This is a genomic window from Pseudoduganella sp. UC29_106, from assembly GCF_044055365.1.
Lineage (GTDB): Bacteria > Pseudomonadota > Gammaproteobacteria > Burkholderiales > Burkholderiaceae_D > Rugamonas.
Map to the genome: position 1 here is coordinate 4,442,006 of NZ_CP171977.1, position 16,380 is coordinate 4,458,385.

Consider the following 16,380-nt stretch of genomic DNA (forward strand, 5'->3'; position numbering starts at 1 on the left):
CGAGCGAGGCGCATGAGCGCTCGGCTGCGGCCTTGCATGAGACGCAGGCGCAGCGCCAGGCGCTATGGCAGGGTGAGGCCGTGCAGGTGGTCGAAGCCCGTCTGCGCGAGGGCGTCACCAATGCACGCGCTGCCCTCGACGCGCAGCAAATGCGCCTCCAGCAAGCCGCGCAGCAGCGCGTCCGCGCCGACGAAGCCGTCGCCCACTCGCGCGCGCGCCTTGCCACGCTCGACAGCGACGCCCAGGACGCCGACGCCCGCCTCGCCGCCTGGCTCGCGTCCTTCCGCCCCCCCGCACCTCCGCCCGCCGCCGAAAGCGCTGCGTCCGATGCCCGGGTCGCCGCGACGACCGCCTTGCAGCCGGACGAGGCGAACTTCGCCACCGGCGACGCGGCAGGTCTCACGCTGGCCGCCCTGCGCGCCATGCTCGCCGAGCCGGTGGAAAGCATCCGCGCCGAACGCGAATCCCTGCAGGCGCTGGAGCGCGCCATGTCCACCGCACACACCGTGCTCGCCGAGCGCGAAGCGCAGCTGGCCGAGCACCAGCAAAGCGCCCCGCAGGGCGAACAACGCGACGCCGCTACGCTGGAGGCGGCGGCAACCGCACTCCAGGAAGAGCGCAAACAAGCCCACGACCACGCCACCGCCCTCAAACTGCAGCTGGCGCAGGACGACGCAAGGCGCCGCGCCGCGCAATCGATGCTGGCCGAGATCGAGCAACAGGAAGAAATTGAACGCCGCTGGGCAAGGCTCGATGAGCTGATCGGCTCCAGCGACGGCAAGCGTTTCCGCAATTTCGCCCAGCAATTCACGCTGGACGTGCTGCTCGGCTACGCCAACGCCCACCTCGCGCAACTGGCGCCGCGCTACCAGTTGCAGCGCATCGACAATCCGCTGCAGCCCTCACTCGGCCTGCTGGTGCGCGACCTGCACATGGGCGACGAAATGCGCTCGGTGCACTCGCTGTCCGGCGGCGAATCCTTCCTGGTGTCGCTGGCACTGGCGCTGGGACTGGCCTCGCTCTCGTCCAACCGCGTGAAAGTGGAATCGCTGTTCATCGACGAAGGCTTCGGCAGCCTCGATGCGGAAACGCTGCGCGTGGCGATGGACGCGCTGGACGGGCTGCAATCGATGGGGAGGAAGGTGGGCGTCATCTCCCATGTGCAGGAGATGACGGAGAGGATTTCGACAAGAATCCTGGTGCAACCTGCGGCGGGCGGCCGCAGTGTGGTGTCAGTCGGCTAGGCGGTAGGGGTCTTCGCCCCGCTCCTGCCGGCACATCTCCCACCCGAGCTCACGGCGGATCTGCTGCGGATCCGGCGGCGGGCGGCGTCCTTCGACCTGCGCCTGCAGCCACTCGCGAACAGCTTCCTTGCTCGGTTGCTTGCTTTGGTCCATATCGGGTTCCTCACGTGGTGGGACTGGATATGCCATCAACGCCGGCCCGCGCCTTCAGTTGACGCCTACGCCCGGTGAATTTGAAACAATTTGCTATCATGGGGCCATGAGCATCGGCGCCCTTTCCTCCGCAAGCAGCGGCACGCAAGCGGCCTATCAGGCCTCGTCCGCGCGCGCCTACTCGCAGGAAGACCAGGCCAGGATCGACCAGCTGAAAGCCTCCGACACCAAGGTGCGCCTGCACGAACAGGCCCACCTGGCCGCCGCCGGTGGACTCGCCACTTCCGGCGCCAGCTATACCTATGAAAAAGGGCCGAACGGCGTCAGTTACGCGGTCGCGGGCGAAGTGAATATCGATACATCCCCGGGACGCACGCCCGAAGAATCCCTGGAACGCGCGCGCACCATCCAGGCCGCCGCGCTGGCGCCGGCCGATCCGTCCGGCCAGGACCGCGCCGTGGCGGCACGCGCCCAGCAAATGGCCCAGGAAGCGCAACAGCAGATCGACGAGATGCGCGACGCCAAAGTGCGCAACGCCTACGGTGTTGACGAGAAGCAATCCACGATCAGCGTCTTTGCCTGATAAAATCGCGCTTTTGCCGCCGAAAAAATCATGCTGAAAGCTCCCCGCACCCTCACTTTCAAATGTGTTAAATGCTCCAAGGCAGTAAAGGTTTCCTTGCAAAAAGTATCTGCCTGCTCGCATATCACTCCGTACTCCGGCGTCTGCGCCTGCGGCGAAGTGAAGCTGCACGCCATCGGCCAGGCGGACGCAGTCAAGTCCTACCTGGAATCGAACGGCCTGTGGACGCACCACCACTGATCCGCCTCAAGTTTTTTGCGGCATGGCCGTAATACTTGGTATGAACTCGCTCACTCCACTCGGCTCCCGCGCCTACCAGACTGTCCCAACTGCCCAGCAGACTGACGCCCGGCAGGCGCGCACCAATTCGGTGAAAAATGCCGCAGGGAGCGACGCCGTATCCCTGTCCAGCCAGGCGCTGGACATGCAGAAGCGCGTTGCCGATCTTGGCAATTCGACCGTGGACCTGGCGCAGCACCTGCTCGGCTCCTTCACCCAGGACCTGTTCGGCGATGCGGCCAAGGGCGCGACCTTCTCCTTCGATTCGATCACCCTGGAGTCCAGCTCCACCTTCGCCGCCGGCGCGATGCACTCGGAAGGCGCCAACGGCGTGACCGACGCGGCCGCGCTGAGCCTGACCGACAGCTCGCACTTCCTCGGCAAGGGCACGATCACGACGGCCGACGGCCGCAAGTTCGATTTCGAGATCGAGATCCAGTACGAAGCTTCGCTGCAGGCCGGCGCTGCATCCAGCGTGCCGTCGCGCCGCCAGGAGCAGGCTGACCAGAATCCGGCCATGCCGCTGCCGACCGTCGAATTCCCGGACATCGACTTCCCGGGCAGCCTGGCGGACCTGTTCAAGCTGATGGAGCGCAATCACGAGATTTCGGTCAAGCAGAAGGACAACGAAGGCAAGGAGAACGAGCTTGGCAAACTGTCCATGCGGCTGATGAAGCTGGTGAACAGCGAGAGCCAGATGGACACTTATTTGCCGGGCAAGGCGAAGGAAGTCGCCAATGCGTATGGCGCCAAACCTGCCGTCCCTGCAACGCCCGCACCGGCGGCCGCAACGCCGGAAGACGCGCCGGTGGCAGACGCCGTGCCGATCGCATCGACCGACTCCGCGCGCAAACCCGCCGAATAAGTCCCGGCGCCACGTATAATGGCGCCCCATGCTATCCCCACAAGAACAAACCATCCACTGGACCGAACAAGGCCAGCCGCGTTCCGCGCGCTGGCATTCGGAAGCCGGCAATCCTCCGCCCAAGCGCGTGCAGGTCGCGGACGACACCATGAACGCCGACACGGCCTACCGCCTCGCCTGCGAAGGCACGGCCCTGCTCTGGCGCGGCGACTTCCAGAACGCGCGCCAGCTGCTGCAGGCGCTGGCCCGTCGCGCCGATCATAAACATGGCAAGGGCAAGAAGAAGCCCGCCAAAGCCCCCGCCACGCCGACGGAAGCTTTCCACCTGCACCGCCAGGCCCAGTCCCAGCGCGCCCGCACCCTGGCGATGCTGCTGATCCCCTTCGAACCGGGCTACGCCATCCCCCTGCGTCGCGCGCCGGACGTGAAACTGGCCTGTAACGAAGCCTATGGACGCGGCGAAGATGCCTTCGTCATCTCTCTGCGCGAGCTGCAAGGCCTGATCGGCGCCCACGAATGGCGCAAGGCCGGCGTGCCGATTCTCGCGCTGGACGGCGAGCACATTCACCCGCACTACGGCGTGTTCTCGCCCGTGCGCGGAGAATATGTCCAGCTGGTGGCGGATACGCCCCTGCCAAAGGGTACCAACCTGGCATTCGACATCGGCGCCGGCACCGGCGTGCTGTCCGCCGTGCTGGCAAAGCGCGGCATCCCGCACATCGTCGCTACGGACATGGACCAGCGTGCGCTTTCTTGCGCCCGCGACAACGTCGCCCGCCTCGACCTGCACGACCAGGTCGAGCTGATCGAAGCCGACCTGTTCCCGGAAGGCCGCGCGCCGCTGGTGGTGTGCAACCCACCCTGGGTACCAGCCCGGCCGAGCTCGTCGATCGAGTACGCCGTCTACGATCCGGACAGCCGCATGCTGCGCGGCTTCCTCGCCGGCCTGAAAGACCACCTGACGCCGAACGGCGAAGGCTGGCTCATCATGTCCGACCTGGCCGAGCACCTGGGACTGCGTCCCCGCGAGCAATTGCTGGGCTGGATTGCCGACGCCGGCCTGAAAGTGCTCGGCCGCACCGATGCGCGTCCTGTGCACCCGCGCGCCGCCGACGCGTCCGATCCCCTGCACGCCGCACGCTCCGCCGAGCTGACTTCTCTCTGGCGTTTAGGCGCGGCATAAATGCAACCTTGCGAAAGCCGCGAGCACGGTATATAATGCTTGCCTCAGACGCGGGGTGGAGCAGTCTGGCAGCTCGTCGGGCTCATAACCCGAAGGTCACAGGTTCAAATCCTGTCCCCGCAACCAAATTCCAAAAAAGCCGCTTCCCAGCGGCTTTTTTTATTTTCCGCGCCGCCCCTACTCGGCCGCGCCCGCCGCACTCGCCCCACACCGGGGGTTCTATGCTCGTCCGAGTCAGTCGCCAGAATTGTCTATTTCGCCCGCCTATTCCTATCTATCTTGCCTATTTTTGTCTATTTTTTCGAGCGCCCGAAAATAGACAAAAATAGACAAAAATAGGCAGAAAGCGACACACGAAATAGACAATTCTGGCGACTGACTCGGGAACCACTATGCATACACCTGGTCTATAGATCAGGGAGGGCCAGATAATGGACCATCAAAATGCAATGCCTTTTGCGATCTATGCGGAGTTGGCGCTATTCCTGCGAACCTCGGGCAGCACACTGAGCATGTCGGACGCGATCGTCCGCGCACTCCAGCAATGGCTGAAGGCCGCACAGGAAGCCGAGTCGCCGCCGACCGGCTATCAATGGAAATGCCTTTTCCTGCCAAGCGGCACGCGGCTACGCCTGCGCTGCGCCGAGCAGCTGTTTTACGCGGAAATAGTGCATGACAACCTGGTCTATCGCGGACAAATAATGTCGCCGAGTCAGATGGTTGCTGCGGCGACCGGTGCGCCGCGAAACGCCTGGCGCGATCTCTGGATACGCCGGCCGCAAGACGATGAATGGTCGCCTGCCAGCAAACTGCGGCGCGAAATGCAAAACCGGATCAACCCGCCGGAGCCTTCGCCCACCGAGGCAATTCAATTGGCCGCGAAGAGCATGAGCGAGGCGTTGCAGACTGCGCTCATGCTGGTTGACCAAAGCCGGATGCGCGCAGAGCAGCAGGTTGAACGGCGCGTGTCGAAGCATCGGCGCCGCGACGATCAGCTCGCCGATGCGTGCCTGGAAGACTGAGCCTCAGCGCACGGCGTAACGCGAAGCCGGCTTGCTGCGCTGGGCCGCCGCGAACATGCGTCCGCGCAGCTCAACGAAATCCGACCACAGCTGCGCATCTTCCAGCGACGGCAGCGTAACCAGTTCGCGCTGGTCCAGCCCCGCCAGCGCGGCGTCGACCACGTCTTCCGGCTGCATCACTGTCGCCGGGTCCAGATGCGACAGCGGCAGGCCTGCCGTTTCCCAGATATCGGTAGCGCTGGCAGCCGGCAGCACCAGCTGCACAAACACATTGGTCCCCTGCACCTCGCCCTGCAGGCCCTGGGTGAAATTGATCACAAAGCCCTTGGTCGCGCTGTAGATGCTGCTGACCGGCAGCACGGCGAAGCCCAGCACGGAGCCGATATTCACAATCGTGCCCTTGTCGCGCGCCTTGAAAGCACTCAGCGCCGCCATGCTCAGGCGCGACAGTGCGGACGCGTTCAAGTCCACCATCGCATCATGCTGCGCCGGCTGCGTGCCCGCGATCGGCGCCAGTGTCGCCGTGCCCGCGTTATTCACCAGTAATGTAATGTCGGGGTCAGACCCCGCCAAAGTGGCCACGCGCTCCAGGTCGGCCGAGGCGGACAGGTCGGCGCCCACCACTTGCACGTTCACGCCATATTCGCGGGCCAGCTTGTCGGCCAGCAGTTCCAGCTTGTCGGCGCGGCGCGCGACCAGGACTAAGTCATAGCCGCGGCGGGCCAGACGGTCGGCGTAAGATCGCGCCGAGTCCGGCGGAAGCGCCCGTGATGAGGGCCTTACCAAGGTTTTTATCGCTCATTGTCAAAACTCCATTCAAAATATACTGGCATATGCCACTATATGTGCTTGATCTTTGGAAATCAAGTGGGATAATGCTCGGCGATGAAACCCAACCTACCCGCCGACGAATCGATCTGCACCAACGCCGCCATGCGCCGCGCGGTGCGTCGCCTCGGCCAGCTCTATGACGATGCGATCGAGCCGATCGGCCTGAAGGCCACCCAGCTCGGCCTGCTGAGCCAGATCAGTCGAATGGAACGTCCCACGCTGCGCGCGCTGGCCGACAACCTGGTGATGGACCTCTCCGCCCTCAGCCACACCCTCAAGCCCCTGATCCGCGACGGCTATGTGTCGCTATCCCCGCACGCGCAGGACAAGCGCGCCAAGGTCGTCTCGCTGACCCAGGCCGGCAAGCAAAAGCTGGCGGAAGGCGCGGAGCGCTGGTCAACCGCGCACCAGCGATTCGAACAATTGGTCGGCGCCGACCAGGCCCGCGAGTTGCGCCGCATGCTGGACTGGGTTGCCTCGCCAGACTTCGAAGCACAATTCAACAAAGAATAAGGAAGCACTCAATGAACGATCAGCCAAGCAATCCATCCCGCCGCAAGATCTTCCGCGCGGCTGCCGCCACCGGCATTGCGACCACGCTGCCGGGCGCCATGGCCGAAGCCAAACCGGCGCCGAAGCGCGGCTCACTGGATGCGAAGCTGAAAGCGCATGTGAAAAACGTCGTGGTGATCTACCTGGAGAACCGCAGCTTCAATAACCTGTTTGCGGATTTCCCCGGCCTGGCGTCGCCGCTGTCCGCCCTGAAGCCGGCCGACTACCTGCAGCGCGACTTCGACGGCAGCGTGCTGCCTACTTTGCCGAAGATCTGGGGCGGCATGGTGCCCACGCCGCAGGACATCGGCGGCAAGCGCTATGAAGTGAAGGAAGAGCACATCGTCAACCTGCCGAACGCACCTTTCAAGCTGACCGATGCCGAGGGCAAGCCGCTGCCGGAATCCGTGATCACGCGCGACCTGTGGCACCTGTTCTACCAGAACCAGATGCAGATCAACGGCGGCAAGAACGATGGCTTCGCCGCCTGGGGCAATACCGGCGGCATGGTGATGGGCTATTACGGCGAGACCTGCAAGAACCTCGGCCTGTGGCAAGTCGCCCGCGAATACACGCTGTGCGACAACTTCTTCATGGCGGCCTTCGGCGGCTCCTACCTGAACCACCAGTTCCTGATCTCGGGCCGCACGCCCGTCTATCCGGACGCCGCCAACAGTCCGGCGAAAAGAAGATCGCTGCGCTGGCCGATGGCCCGACCGGCGTGCGCCTGGCCGTGTCGGCGGAGTCGCCCAAGTCCGCGCTGGAGGGCAAGCCGGTCTACGTGCAGGATGGCGCCATCACGCCGGACGGTTTTGCGGTCAACACCATGGCCCCTCCCTACCAGCCGACCTGGGTGCGTCCCGCACCGGGAGGCGATCCGGCACTGGGCGATCCGGGCGACGCCAGCCTGCTGCCGCCGCAAACCTATGACACGATCGGCGACCTGCTGTCCCGCAAAGGTGTGAGCTGGGCGTGGTACGGCGGCGCGTGGCAAGCGGCATTGGACGCAAAGGGCGGCGGCCCGAAGCCGAACTTCCAGTACCATCACCAGCCCCTCAACTACTTCAAGCAGTTCGCGCCGGGCACGAAGGAGCGCGCCGAGCACTTGCGCGACGGTGGCCTGGGCGACAGCCCGATCTCGAACAAATTCCTGGCCGATGTGGTGACGGGCAAGCTGCCGGCAGTGACTTTCTACAAGCCGCAGGGCAACCTGAACCTGCATGCGGGCTATTCGGACGTGGAGTCCGGCGACCAGCACATCGTCAATGTGCTGGAGCACCTGAAGAAATCGCCGCAGTGGAAGGACATGGTCGTCGTGGTCACCTTCGACGAAAACGGCGGCTGGTGGGACCACGTGGCGCCGCCCAAGGGCGATCGCTGGGGTCCAGGTTCGCGCATCCCGGCCATCATCGTGTCGCCCTTCGCCAAGAAAGGCGCGGTGGACCACAGTTTCTACGACACCACGTCCATTCTGCGATTCATCTCGCGCCTGCACGACCTGCCGCTGCTGGAAGGCCTGGCCGAGCGCAACAAGGCCTTTATCGACCGGGGTGCGTTGCCGCCGGGCGACCTGACCGGCGCGCTTGCCTTCCGTTAAAGCAGTTGCCTGTGTTACACTGCGTGCCGTTTTAGTATCGAAGCCCGACTGTTTCAGCCGGGCTTTTGTTTTCTGTGACGGCAAATGAGAGATAAAAAAGACAACGCAACATTGGATCTGCCGGGCTTTGGCTCAGCCGCGCCAATGGAACCGGAGCCTAAGCTTTCGGCGCCGCCGCGCAAGCGCCGTCCGGCCATGAAGCAGGAACAAATGGAACTGCTCGAGCCAACCGATACATCCGGCCTGCCAATCTGGCAGAATGATCCCAATCTTGATTTAACGGGCCTACCCATCTGGCGCCGTGACTGACGCCATGACTTCTTTCTCTACCCTGCCCCTTTCCGATTCCTTCCTCGCGAACCTCGAGTCGCTGGGCTATAAGGAGATGACGCCGATCCAGGCTCAGAGCCTGCCATCCGTGCTGCAGGGGTGCGACCTGATCGCCCAGGCGAAAACCGGCAGCGGCAAGACCGCGGCTTTCGGCATCGGCCTGCTGCAAAAGATCAATCCCGCATGGTTCGCCACCCAGGGCCTGGTGCTCTGCCCTACCCGCGAACTGGCGGACCAGGTGGCGAATGAGTTGCGCCGACTGGCGCGCAGCATGGGGAATGTGAAGATTCTTGTGCTCACGGGCGGCGCGCCGATGCGCCCGCAGATCGCGTCGCTGGAGCATGGCGCGCACATCGTGGTCGGCACGCCGGGCCGCATCCGCGACCACATCTCACGCCAGACCATCGACCTCTCGACCGTGCAAATGCTGGTGCTCGACGAGGCGGACCGCATGACGGACATGGGCTTCTACGACGAGATCGCGGCAATTGTCCGCGAATGCCCGAAGCGCCGCCAGACCCTGCTCTTCTCCGCCACCTATCCGGACGACTTCCGCGCCGCGACCGAGTCCTTCCTCTACGATCCGGTGGAAGTGATCATCGAGGCGCAGCACAGCTCCGCCCAGATCGAGCAGCGCTTCTACGAAATCGGCTTCGATGAGCGCGACGCTGGCGTCGCACGCCTGTTGGGACACTACCGTCCCGGCTCCGCCATCGTGTTCTGCAACACCAAGGCGCACTGCCGCGAACTGCTCGACACCCTGCGCGCCGATGGCTTCTCCGCCCTCGCCCTCTACGGCGAACTGGAACAGCGCGAGCGCGACGAGATCCTCGTGCTGTTCTCCAACCGCAGCTGCTCGATCCTGATCGCTACCGACGTCGCCGCCCGCGGCCTCGATATCAGCGGCCTGGAAGCCGTGATCAATGCGGACGTATCGAAAGACAGCGAAGTCCACGTCCACCGCGTAGGCCGCACCGGCCGCGCCGGCGATCAGGGCCTGGCGCTGACCCTGTGCGCGCCCAACGAAAAGAAGTGGGTGAAAGCGATCGAAGAATATCAGGGCGTGACTGCCGAATGGCACTCCATCAAGGAACTGTCTGCTGACGACGAACACGGCGATCCCGCACCCATGATGACTCTCTGCATCGCCGGCGGCAAGAAAGACAAACTGCGCCCAGGCGACGTCCTCGGCGCCCTCACCGGCGACGGCAAGCTGGCCAAGGAACACGTGGGCAAGATCAACGTCACCGAATTCCAGACCTACGTCGCCCTCGATCGCCGCATCGCCTACGACGCCTTCGCCCGCCTCAACGCCGCCAGTCGCCTCGGCGGCGACTTCGGCTCGTTCAAGGGCCGCAACTTCAAGATGCGCTTTATCGAGGTCTGATCCGCAGCCCGCCCTGCCTAAACCACAGCCACGCCGAACGACTCGGGCCGCCGCGCAAGCAGATCAGACAGCCGTTGAAGACCTGCTTGTAAGCGTCGACGGTCCTTGATGCTGCCCAAAGAGATTCGAATCGCATTCACGGATCCGCTGCCAGTTGCGAATGCCTCCGCCGGCGTGACTGCGATGCCCTCGTTGTCTGCTGCACGCGCGAGCTGTGAGGAGTTCCAATACGCCGGCAACTCGAGCCATACATGCAGGCCGTCTCCGGCGCCGCCGTACCGCCCCGCCAGAATATCCCGAGCCATGCGGTGGCGCAGGCGCGCCTCCTTGCGTACGCCTTCCATCAATGCGTCAGCCGAACCGTCGAGGATCCACTGCGTGGCCAGTGCGGCCGTCAGAGGAGCGACCATCAGCGCAAATGATCTTAACGCGACCAGGAAACGTTCGCGTTCGTCCGCGTCGCGTATTAGCACGAACGCGACACGCAAGCCCGGCGTCAGGCATTTCGACAGGGTTGAGATGTAGTACACCTGTTCCGGGGCAAAGGTGGCAATAGGCGGTGGCGGGGCATCGGCAAGCAGCCAGTAGGGATCGTCCTCGACGATACGTACATTGCAGCGCTTTGCGATGCCGGCGAGCTCCTTGCGCCGGCGTTCCGGCATGGTGACGGCGGTCGGGTTCTGTAATGTCGGATTGAGGTAGACCAGCCCGGGCTTGTGCTGGCGGCACGCTTCCTCAAGCATCTCAGGCAGCATTCCGTGCTGGTCCGCTTCCACCGCAATGATGCGCCGGCCGAACTGGGTCGCTGCGGCACGCAAGCCGGGATAAGTCGTTGGCTCTGCCAGGATGATATCGCCAGGCGCCGTCAGAGCAAGGATCAAGGCGGCGATCGCCGCTTGCGCACCCGGACAGACAACGACCTGTGGAGAGTCCAGATATCCAAACATCGGTTCGAGCCATTTGGTGCCAGCCTTGCGATCGGAGTCGCTTCCCCCGCCCAGGTGGTAAGTCATCAGCAATTCACTATCTGCCCTCATCAATACTTGAGACAAACCCTGTTTCAACATATCGTCGAAGTCCACGCCATGCGGCGGCGGTGGGGTATTCATGCTCAGGTCGAGGATCGAGGTCAATTCGACTTTCGGCGCCGCGACATACGTGCCGCGAGCGCCACGGCCCTCCAACAAGTTGCGGCGCCTGGCTTCGTCGTATGCGCGCGTGATCGTCGTCAGGTCGACGTCCAGCTGTACGGCCAACTGGCGCTGCGGAGGCAGACGGTCACCCGGTTTCAGCGATCCGTCTACCACCGCCGCCTGCAAGGCATCCGCAATCTGCAAAAAACGTGGCCCGCCGTTCACGGCCAGCCGCGGCAACCAGATCGGCGAATTTTTATCTTGTATGGTTTTCAACTGGGACATTATGTCTCAATGTATGGATTTTGCTTTTCGGTAGTATGCCTCGGAACGTGCAGCAGCACGATAGATAGTGTCAGTAATAGCCTGGAAATATCAAAAAGATGGATTGGATCCCTGTAGTCTTAGTTACGTTCAAGTTTGTCGTACTCGGCATCGGCATGTTCTTCGCCATCAAGTGGCATTACGATCAAGGGAAGAAGGAGAAGGAGAAAGCGATGGAGAACCGTGCGGTGCTACGTGCAAGCGGCAAGGTGGCCGCAGTCTTCGTGCTATTGCTCGTGGGCCTGGGGCTCGTCACCTTCGTCCTTAGCAGGATGCTCGGCCTGGACTTGACCTTCCCCTGATGGCCAAGAATGTTCGGCTGATATAAAGAAGAGGCTTCAGGAATCGCTTTGGCTGGGCGCTTGCACGCGCGACTTCCACTGCCCACCCTTGCCGGTCCAATAGCGCACCGCCGATCCAATCGTCGCACTCACGTAAAACAAGGCGATCAACGGTAACGTCGGCGCCCACAGTATCGACCTGCGGTAATAACGCAGCATCGGCGCATACGCGATACACATGAGAATCCACGCCGCCCAGGCCGGCCAGGCAAGCGTCCCCATCGCCAGCGCGAATAGCGGTGGAACGAGATAAATCAAGAACATGCCGGTTACCGTGCCGGCCAGCAGGAGGGGCGAATAGCGCAATTGCGTGAACGCCGTGCGCGCGATCATGTTCCAGATGTCGCGCCACGAATCGTACGGACGCAGCGATTCGCTCGATTCCGCCAGATCCAAACGAATAGGCCGCGCATTGCCTCTACCGCGACGATGCTTGATACGTTCCGCGAGGCTGCAATCGTCGATGAGTTCGTGCCGGATCGATTCGATACCGCCCGCTTCTGCCAGCGCCGACCGTCGCAAGAGCATGCAGCCGCCAGCCGCGCCCGAAGTCGCCTTCTTGACGTCGCTTACCCACGCGAACGGATAGAGCTTTGCAAAGAAGAAGACGAACGCAGGAATCAGCGCCTTCTCCGACAACGAATCGCAACGCAAGCGCACCATCAGTGAGACGAGATCACGGTCTTCGAGAATTGCACGCGCAACGAGCTGCGTGGCGGCATTGGCCGGATGATGGATGTCGGCGTCTGTCAACAGCAGAAACTCGGCGGGAAGGTCGAGCTTAGCGACCGCGCCGATGCCCTGCGACTGCGCCCAAACTTTGCCCGACCAGCCTGGTGGCAGCGGCTTTGCGGTCCACACAGTCAGGCGGTCTTTAAGATCGAGGTCGCGTGCCGTGGCCGCGGCAGCGGTCGCCGTACCGTCCGTGCTGTCGTCATCGATGACAATTACGTGAAAAGCACCCGGATAGTCCTGCTTGAGCAACGAACCGACCGCACGGCCGATGACATCGGCTTCATTGCGTGCCGGCACGACCGCCACCAGCGCGGGCCATGCACCGCGACGGCTGACTTCGTCGTTGCCGACGGCCTTGATGGTGGTCGCAGAAAAGCGCGCGCGCTGGCTGCGCGCGCCAGAACCCACCGCGAGCCACCAGCAAAACGACCCAGATCAGGAGAGACAACCAGGCGATTAATGGCGTGGAAAAAAAATTGGTGGTCATGATCAAGTGTCGAGCGAGGTCGATGAAGTCGCCCGCAATCCGCTCCCGGCCGGGTGTTACGCCAAGTGTATGGTAACTCTCGCCCCATCTCGGACCGTCGCGCCTATTATCGTATTCGGCCCGCCGCGGAAGGTCACTTATTTGCGGGAGAGAGCCGGTCAACGTACACCCATCCCTCAGCCTTTTTACCAGTCTTTGGATTTGTGTAAGTCACGTATGCGAAGTCTTCAAATCTCAATGATGACTTGAGCCTTTCTCCAGCAAGGACGAAAACACCTTTCTTTGCACAGGCGTCACTAGGCGCCGAATAGATCTGTAATCTTCCTGCGCCACCAACCTGATTTTCCATATTGTTGGAATTCACTTTCTTGGAAACACTCGTCGCTGAAAAGCTCAGTGAACGGCAACTATCGGTCGATTCGAAAATCTTGCTGATCGTCCCGTCTCGCCAAAGGAAGCTAACCATTTCAGGGGGATTGCCATCAATGATTTTCTTAAGGTGCACCACCGGAGTACCCGCAACGAAGCCCGCACCGCCAAGTTCATAACATTCACCAAAATCTCGGGAAACCTTGACGACACCACTCGGTGAGATCTCTATCAAGTGAAAGAAACCACGGCAATTGAGGCCGCCATGCTCGAAGTTCACTACGACGAATTCGTTGCCTGCATCTGACGTTATGCGGAATAGACTCCCCCCGTCTGCCTCCGCCTTTAAAATCACTTTATCGCGATAGCGAATGGAAACCTTGCCGAGGCTATTAGTGGCATCGATTTTTCCGTACCTTGTTTCTAGGTTTTGAAAATCAGTTGCTACTGCAGCGCCGCTCAAAATTGCACCTAACAGAAGCAAAGAGACGATAGCTCTAACTATGGATTTAATAGAAAAGTACTCCTTGACGATAATTAAGCGTCTGTATATGGACTCCTCCTCGTTTGCAAACACTCCGTTTTTGAACACTAGGTGCGACTGCTCACGTATATCCGGTCTCTAACTGCGTTGTCTCTCTTGAGACAAGGACCATAATGGGCTGTTCGCGCGCCGGCTCCCAATTGCTTCTTCGGGCTCAGAGACCTCGGACGTTGTCGGGTTTTGCCAGCGCCGGTTCGACCTGTTGGCCATCAACGGCATGCTTTGCAATCGCGGTTGGAAGCTCCTCTTTTTTCTATTCAGTGTGTTGCGGTTCAAGCTGGCAACATGCCAGGATGGTAATCAGTGCCTTTGGTCATCATCGCCCAAGCGATGCGCGCCATCTTGTTTGCTAACGCTACTGCTGCAATGTTGTGATGCCTCGTCTGTGCCAAGTGTGTCACCCAACGACTTAATCGATCATCTTTGTTCGCCGCAGTTCGCAAGACTGAACGTGCACCGTGGATCAGCAACGTTCGTAACTGCGAATCCCCGCGCTTGGTAATGCCCAGCAATCGCGTCTTGCCGCCCGAGCTGTTTTGCCGTGGTGTCAGCCCAAGCGACGCCGCCATTTGCCGACCATTGCAGAACTGCTTGGCGTCACCAACGTTCGCCACGATCGCCGTTGCAATGACGGGTCCCACGCCGCGCATTTGCTGCAGCCTGCTGGCAACCGGATCGGTATCGGCCGCCACCTGTATATCCTGATCTAGCTCCTTAACGCGTAGATCGAGCCCAAGTAAATCAAGCCATAAAGCGCGTAACAGTCGACGGAAGCGGTTCGTTAATCCATTGTCGAGATCCTCCAGCCAACAAGGGATGGCGACCCTCAATTGCAGCAGGTCTCTTGCTGCGACCAGGCCGTACTCAGCGCACAGCCCGCGAATCTGGTTGCCCTTTGCGGTGCGCTGACTGCACAGTTCCGCTCTGATGCGGTGTATTGCTTGCAGGTCTTGCTGCTCGACCGTTTTGACTGCGACGAAACGCATGTTCGGCCGGCTCATCGCTTCGCAAATTGCCTCGGCATCGTTCGCATCATTCTTGTTGCTCTTCACGTACGGCTTCACAAACTGCGGCGCGATCAGTCTTACGACAAAGCCTCGCTTCTGCAACTCGCGTGCCCAGTGATGTGCACCGCCACAAGCCTCCATTCCGATCTCGCATCCTGGCTCAATTCTCCCCAGGAGCGCCGTGAGCCAATCTGCCCGGCCCAGCTTCTTACGCCAGACAACCTTCTCACAACGATCGACACCGTGGACCTGAAAAACATTCTTGGCGAGGTCGACGCCGACGCGGATAATCTTCATGGTGGACTCCTTTTCCAAACTGGTTGTGTGGAAACTCCAGTTTAGGTGCCGAGGCGCTTCTAGAGAGGAGGAGTCCATCCCATTGCTTCTGGCCGAATTTTGTCGGTCAGAAATGCGGCCTGAACACGTCCGTGTCTCCCTCAAGCGCCCTGGTTTAGTCACTTTGACCCGCCACGACGGAAGCGCCGCAATGCAAGGCCGAAGACAGTCAGACCAATTGCCAGTGCTGGCACCAAAGTCACCACGAGGTTGCCATCTGGCGTGGACCACGACACCGCACCAACTGTGATGAAGGCAGCGATAGACCCGAGGAGGATTGCTACGACCGGCGACTTGGGTGGCAGCTTTCGCCCACCGAGTATTTCGCGCCGGCTTCGCTTTCGGTGGCTGGTTCGGCCTGACGGCACCAGCAGCCGTTCGCGTCTCGACAAGACGGAAGCCCTTGAAACTAACTTTTCCGAATTTCGTCCATCCTTGCAGCAATTTTATCCTTATTTAATTGACAATATTTGTAAATGGCAGCGATTCCCATCAAAAAAGCTATGGCGAATATCGCTGCTCCGTCGGATACAACCTCCGGCGGCAGGAAAAACCACATCACCGTAATCAGAGCAATACAGCTTGTCAGTGTTAATATCAAAAAATAAATCTTGTATGGTTTCATTTTGGTCTTGGTTTTTTTTCAGAACACATTGTCTGCCTTTGGCCGATTTTAGTTTCAGGTCGAGGCGCCTCAAAGTGCGTCTTGTGGGGGGCATTCCCGGTCCCAGTAATCAATCTTAAGGTCTTTGAATTCTTCGCCCCATGTAACGACTCGGAGGCACATATTAGCCTTCGCATAGTTGAGTATGCATACCGGCCGGTCAACCGCACAGCTTTCAATGCCCTTCACGCCATGTGTGCGCATAGTATTCTCGATTCCGATGTACGCATACTCGTTCTTTACATGCATCTTTCGGGGAGACCAGCCCCCACGGCGCAATTCTGTCATTGCAGCTTTGTAAGACATGCCCTTCTTCAATGAAATTTCCTGCTTACCCGCAAGCGCACTTGTGAACAAAGTAAGGGCCGGGAGAATTAGGAGGTATTTTTGCATAGCGTTACAGAAGGATTCATC

General features: G+C 61.1%; 15 protein-coding genes, 1 tRNA gene and 2 pseudogenes. 12 read left to right on the forward strand and 6 right to left on the reverse strand.

Annotated elements, in window-relative coordinates:
* Positions 1–944: 944 nt before the first annotated feature.
* Positions 945–1,244, forward strand: a complete 300-nt coding sequence (locus tag ACHMW6_RS22095) for an SbcC/MukB-like Walker B domain-containing protein (RefSeq protein ID WP_395408688.1) — start codon at positions 945–947, stop codon at positions 1,242–1,244.
* Here the strand turns inward: ACHMW6_RS22095 and ACHMW6_RS22100 are convergent.
* Positions 1,233–1,397, reverse strand: coding sequence for a hypothetical protein (locus ACHMW6_RS22100; protein WP_395399941.1), 165 nt, complete (start codon positions 1,395–1,397; stop codon positions 1,233–1,235). The two genes, ACHMW6_RS22095 and ACHMW6_RS22100, sit on opposite strands and share 12 nt — an antisense overlap.
* Before the next feature lie 106 nt (positions 1,398–1,503).
* Here ACHMW6_RS22100 and ACHMW6_RS22105 point away from each other — a divergent pair, with 106 nt between their 5' ends.
* From ACHMW6_RS22105 to ACHMW6_RS22130, 6 genes are all read left to right on the forward strand, one after another.
* A complete protein-coding gene (locus tag ACHMW6_RS22105; protein ID WP_395399943.1) occupies positions 1,504–1,980 on the forward strand; it encodes a putative metalloprotease CJM1_0395 family protein in 477 nt (158 codons plus the stop codon).
* A gap of 30 nt (positions 1,981–2,010) precedes the next feature.
* Positions 2,011–2,220: a hypothetical protein gene (locus ACHMW6_RS22110; RefSeq protein WP_395399945.1), complete on the forward strand. Its 210-nt coding sequence runs from the start codon at positions 2,011–2,013 to the stop codon at positions 2,218–2,220.
* Positions 2,221–2,260: 40 nt separating this feature from the next.
* Positions 2,261–3,124, forward strand: coding sequence for a hypothetical protein (locus ACHMW6_RS22115; RefSeq protein ID WP_395399947.1), 864 nt, complete (start codon positions 2,261–2,263; stop codon positions 3,122–3,124).
* Between the two features lie 28 nt (positions 3,125–3,152).
* Entirely contained in the window at positions 3,153–4,307 is a 1,155-nt protein-coding gene (locus ACHMW6_RS22120) for a methyltransferase (RefSeq protein ID WP_395399949.1), read from the forward strand.
* 49 nt (positions 4,308–4,356) lie between these two features.
* Positions 4,357–4,433 (forward strand) — tRNA-Met (locus tag ACHMW6_RS22125).
* A gap of 305 nt (positions 4,434–4,738) precedes the next feature.
* On the forward strand, positions 4,739–5,329 hold the full coding sequence (locus ACHMW6_RS22130; RefSeq protein WP_395399951.1) for a hypothetical protein: 591 nt from the start codon (positions 4,739–4,741) through the stop codon (positions 5,327–5,329).
* Between the two features lie 3 nt (positions 5,330–5,332).
* Here the strand turns inward: ACHMW6_RS22130 and ACHMW6_RS22135 are convergent, their stop codons facing one another.
* Positions 5,333–6,115: an SDR family NAD(P)-dependent oxidoreductase gene (locus tag ACHMW6_RS22135; protein ID WP_395399953.1), complete on the reverse strand. Its 783-nt coding sequence runs from the start codon at positions 6,113–6,115 to the stop codon at positions 5,333–5,335.
* 99 nt (positions 6,116–6,214) lie between these two features.
* Here ACHMW6_RS22135 and ACHMW6_RS22140 point away from each other — a divergent pair, with 99 nt between their 5' ends.
* The 4 genes and pseudogenes from ACHMW6_RS22140 (at position 6,215) to dbpA (ending at position 10,026) form a co-directional block, all read left to right on the forward strand.
* Positions 6,215–6,673, forward strand: coding sequence for a MarR family winged helix-turn-helix transcriptional regulator (locus ACHMW6_RS22140; protein WP_395399955.1), 459 nt, complete (start codon positions 6,215–6,217; stop codon positions 6,671–6,673).
* Between the two features lie 11 nt (positions 6,674–6,684).
* Positions 6,685–8,309 (forward strand): annotated as a pseudogene (locus tag ACHMW6_RS22145) (acid phosphatase).
* Between the two features lie 84 nt (positions 8,310–8,393).
* Entirely contained in the window at positions 8,394–8,618 is a 225-nt protein-coding gene (locus tag ACHMW6_RS22150; protein ID WP_395399957.1) for a hypothetical protein, read from the forward strand.
* Between the two features lie 4 nt (positions 8,619–8,622).
* On the forward strand, positions 8,623–10,026 hold the full coding sequence (gene dbpA / locus ACHMW6_RS22155) for an ATP-dependent RNA helicase DbpA (protein WP_395399959.1): 1,404 nt from the start codon (positions 8,623–8,625) through the stop codon (positions 10,024–10,026).
* 17 nt (positions 10,027–10,043) lie between these two features.
* Here the strand turns inward: dbpA and ACHMW6_RS22160 are convergent, their stop codons facing one another.
* Positions 10,044–11,444 carry a PLP-dependent aminotransferase family protein gene (locus ACHMW6_RS22160; RefSeq protein WP_395399961.1) on the reverse strand — a complete coding sequence of 467 codons (1,401 nt, stop codon included), beginning with the start codon at positions 11,442–11,444 and terminating at the stop codon, positions 10,044–10,046.
* Positions 11,445–11,599: 155 nt separating this feature from the next.
* Between ACHMW6_RS22160 and ACHMW6_RS22165 the strand changes: the two genes are divergently transcribed.
* On the forward strand, positions 11,600–11,785 hold the full coding sequence (locus tag ACHMW6_RS22165) for a hypothetical protein (protein WP_395399963.1): 186 nt from the start codon (positions 11,600–11,602) through the stop codon (positions 11,783–11,785).
* Positions 11,786–11,821: 36 nt separating this feature from the next.
* On the opposite strand, the pseudogene ACHMW6_RS22170 reads toward ACHMW6_RS22165, so the two are convergent.
* The 3 genes and pseudogenes from ACHMW6_RS22170 to ACHMW6_RS22180 form a co-directional block, all read right to left on the reverse strand.
* Positions 11,822–13,046, reverse strand: a pseudogene (locus tag ACHMW6_RS22170) (glycosyltransferase).
* A gap of 133 nt (positions 13,047–13,179) precedes the next feature.
* A complete protein-coding gene (locus tag ACHMW6_RS22175; protein WP_395399965.1) occupies positions 13,180–14,007 on the reverse strand; it encodes a hypothetical protein in 828 nt (275 codons plus the stop codon).
* Positions 14,008–14,231: 224 nt separating this feature from the next.
* Positions 14,232–15,263: an IS110 family transposase gene (locus ACHMW6_RS22180; RefSeq protein WP_395399967.1), complete on the reverse strand. Its 1,032-nt coding sequence runs from the start codon at positions 15,261–15,263 to the stop codon at positions 14,232–14,234.
* Between the last annotated feature and the right edge of the window lie 1,117 nt (positions 15,264–16,380).

Coding starts and splice junctions, on each gene's coding strand:
- ACHMW6_RS22095 (WP_395408688.1), top strand. CDS start 945: ATGCGCTCGGTGCACTCGCTGTCCGGCGGCGAATCCTTCCTGGTGTCG.
- ACHMW6_RS22100 (WP_395399941.1), bottom strand. CDS start 1,397: ATGGACCAAAGCAAGCAACCGAGCAAGGAAGCTGTTCGCGAGTGGCTG.
- ACHMW6_RS22105 (WP_395399943.1), top strand. CDS start 1,504: ATGAGCATCGGCGCCCTTTCCTCCGCAAGCAGCGGCACGCAAGCGGCC.
- ACHMW6_RS22110 (WP_395399945.1), top strand. CDS start 2,011: ATGCTGAAAGCTCCCCGCACCCTCACTTTCAAATGTGTTAAATGCTCC.
- ACHMW6_RS22115 (WP_395399947.1), top strand. CDS start 2,261: ATGAACTCGCTCACTCCACTCGGCTCCCGCGCCTACCAGACTGTCCCA.
- ACHMW6_RS22120 (WP_395399949.1), top strand. CDS start 3,153: ATGCTATCCCCACAAGAACAAACCATCCACTGGACCGAACAAGGCCAG.
- ACHMW6_RS22130 (WP_395399951.1), top strand. CDS start 4,739: ATGGACCATCAAAATGCAATGCCTTTTGCGATCTATGCGGAGTTGGCG.
- ACHMW6_RS22140 (WP_395399955.1), top strand. CDS start 6,215: ATGAAACCCAACCTACCCGCCGACGAATCGATCTGCACCAACGCCGCC.
- ACHMW6_RS22150 (WP_395399957.1), top strand. CDS start 8,394: ATGAGAGATAAAAAAGACAACGCAACATTGGATCTGCCGGGCTTTGGC.
- dbpA (WP_395399959.1), top strand. CDS start 8,623: ATGACTTCTTTCTCTACCCTGCCCCTTTCCGATTCCTTCCTCGCGAAC.
- ACHMW6_RS22160 (WP_395399961.1), bottom strand. CDS start 11,444: ATGTCCCAGTTGAAAACCATACAAGATAAAAATTCGCCGATCTGGTTG.
- ACHMW6_RS22165 (WP_395399963.1), top strand. CDS start 11,600: ATGTTCTTCGCCATCAAGTGGCATTACGATCAAGGGAAGAAGGAGAAG.
- ACHMW6_RS22180 (WP_395399967.1), bottom strand. CDS start 15,263: ATGAAGATTATCCGCGTCGGCGTCGACCTCGCCAAGAATGTTTTTCAG.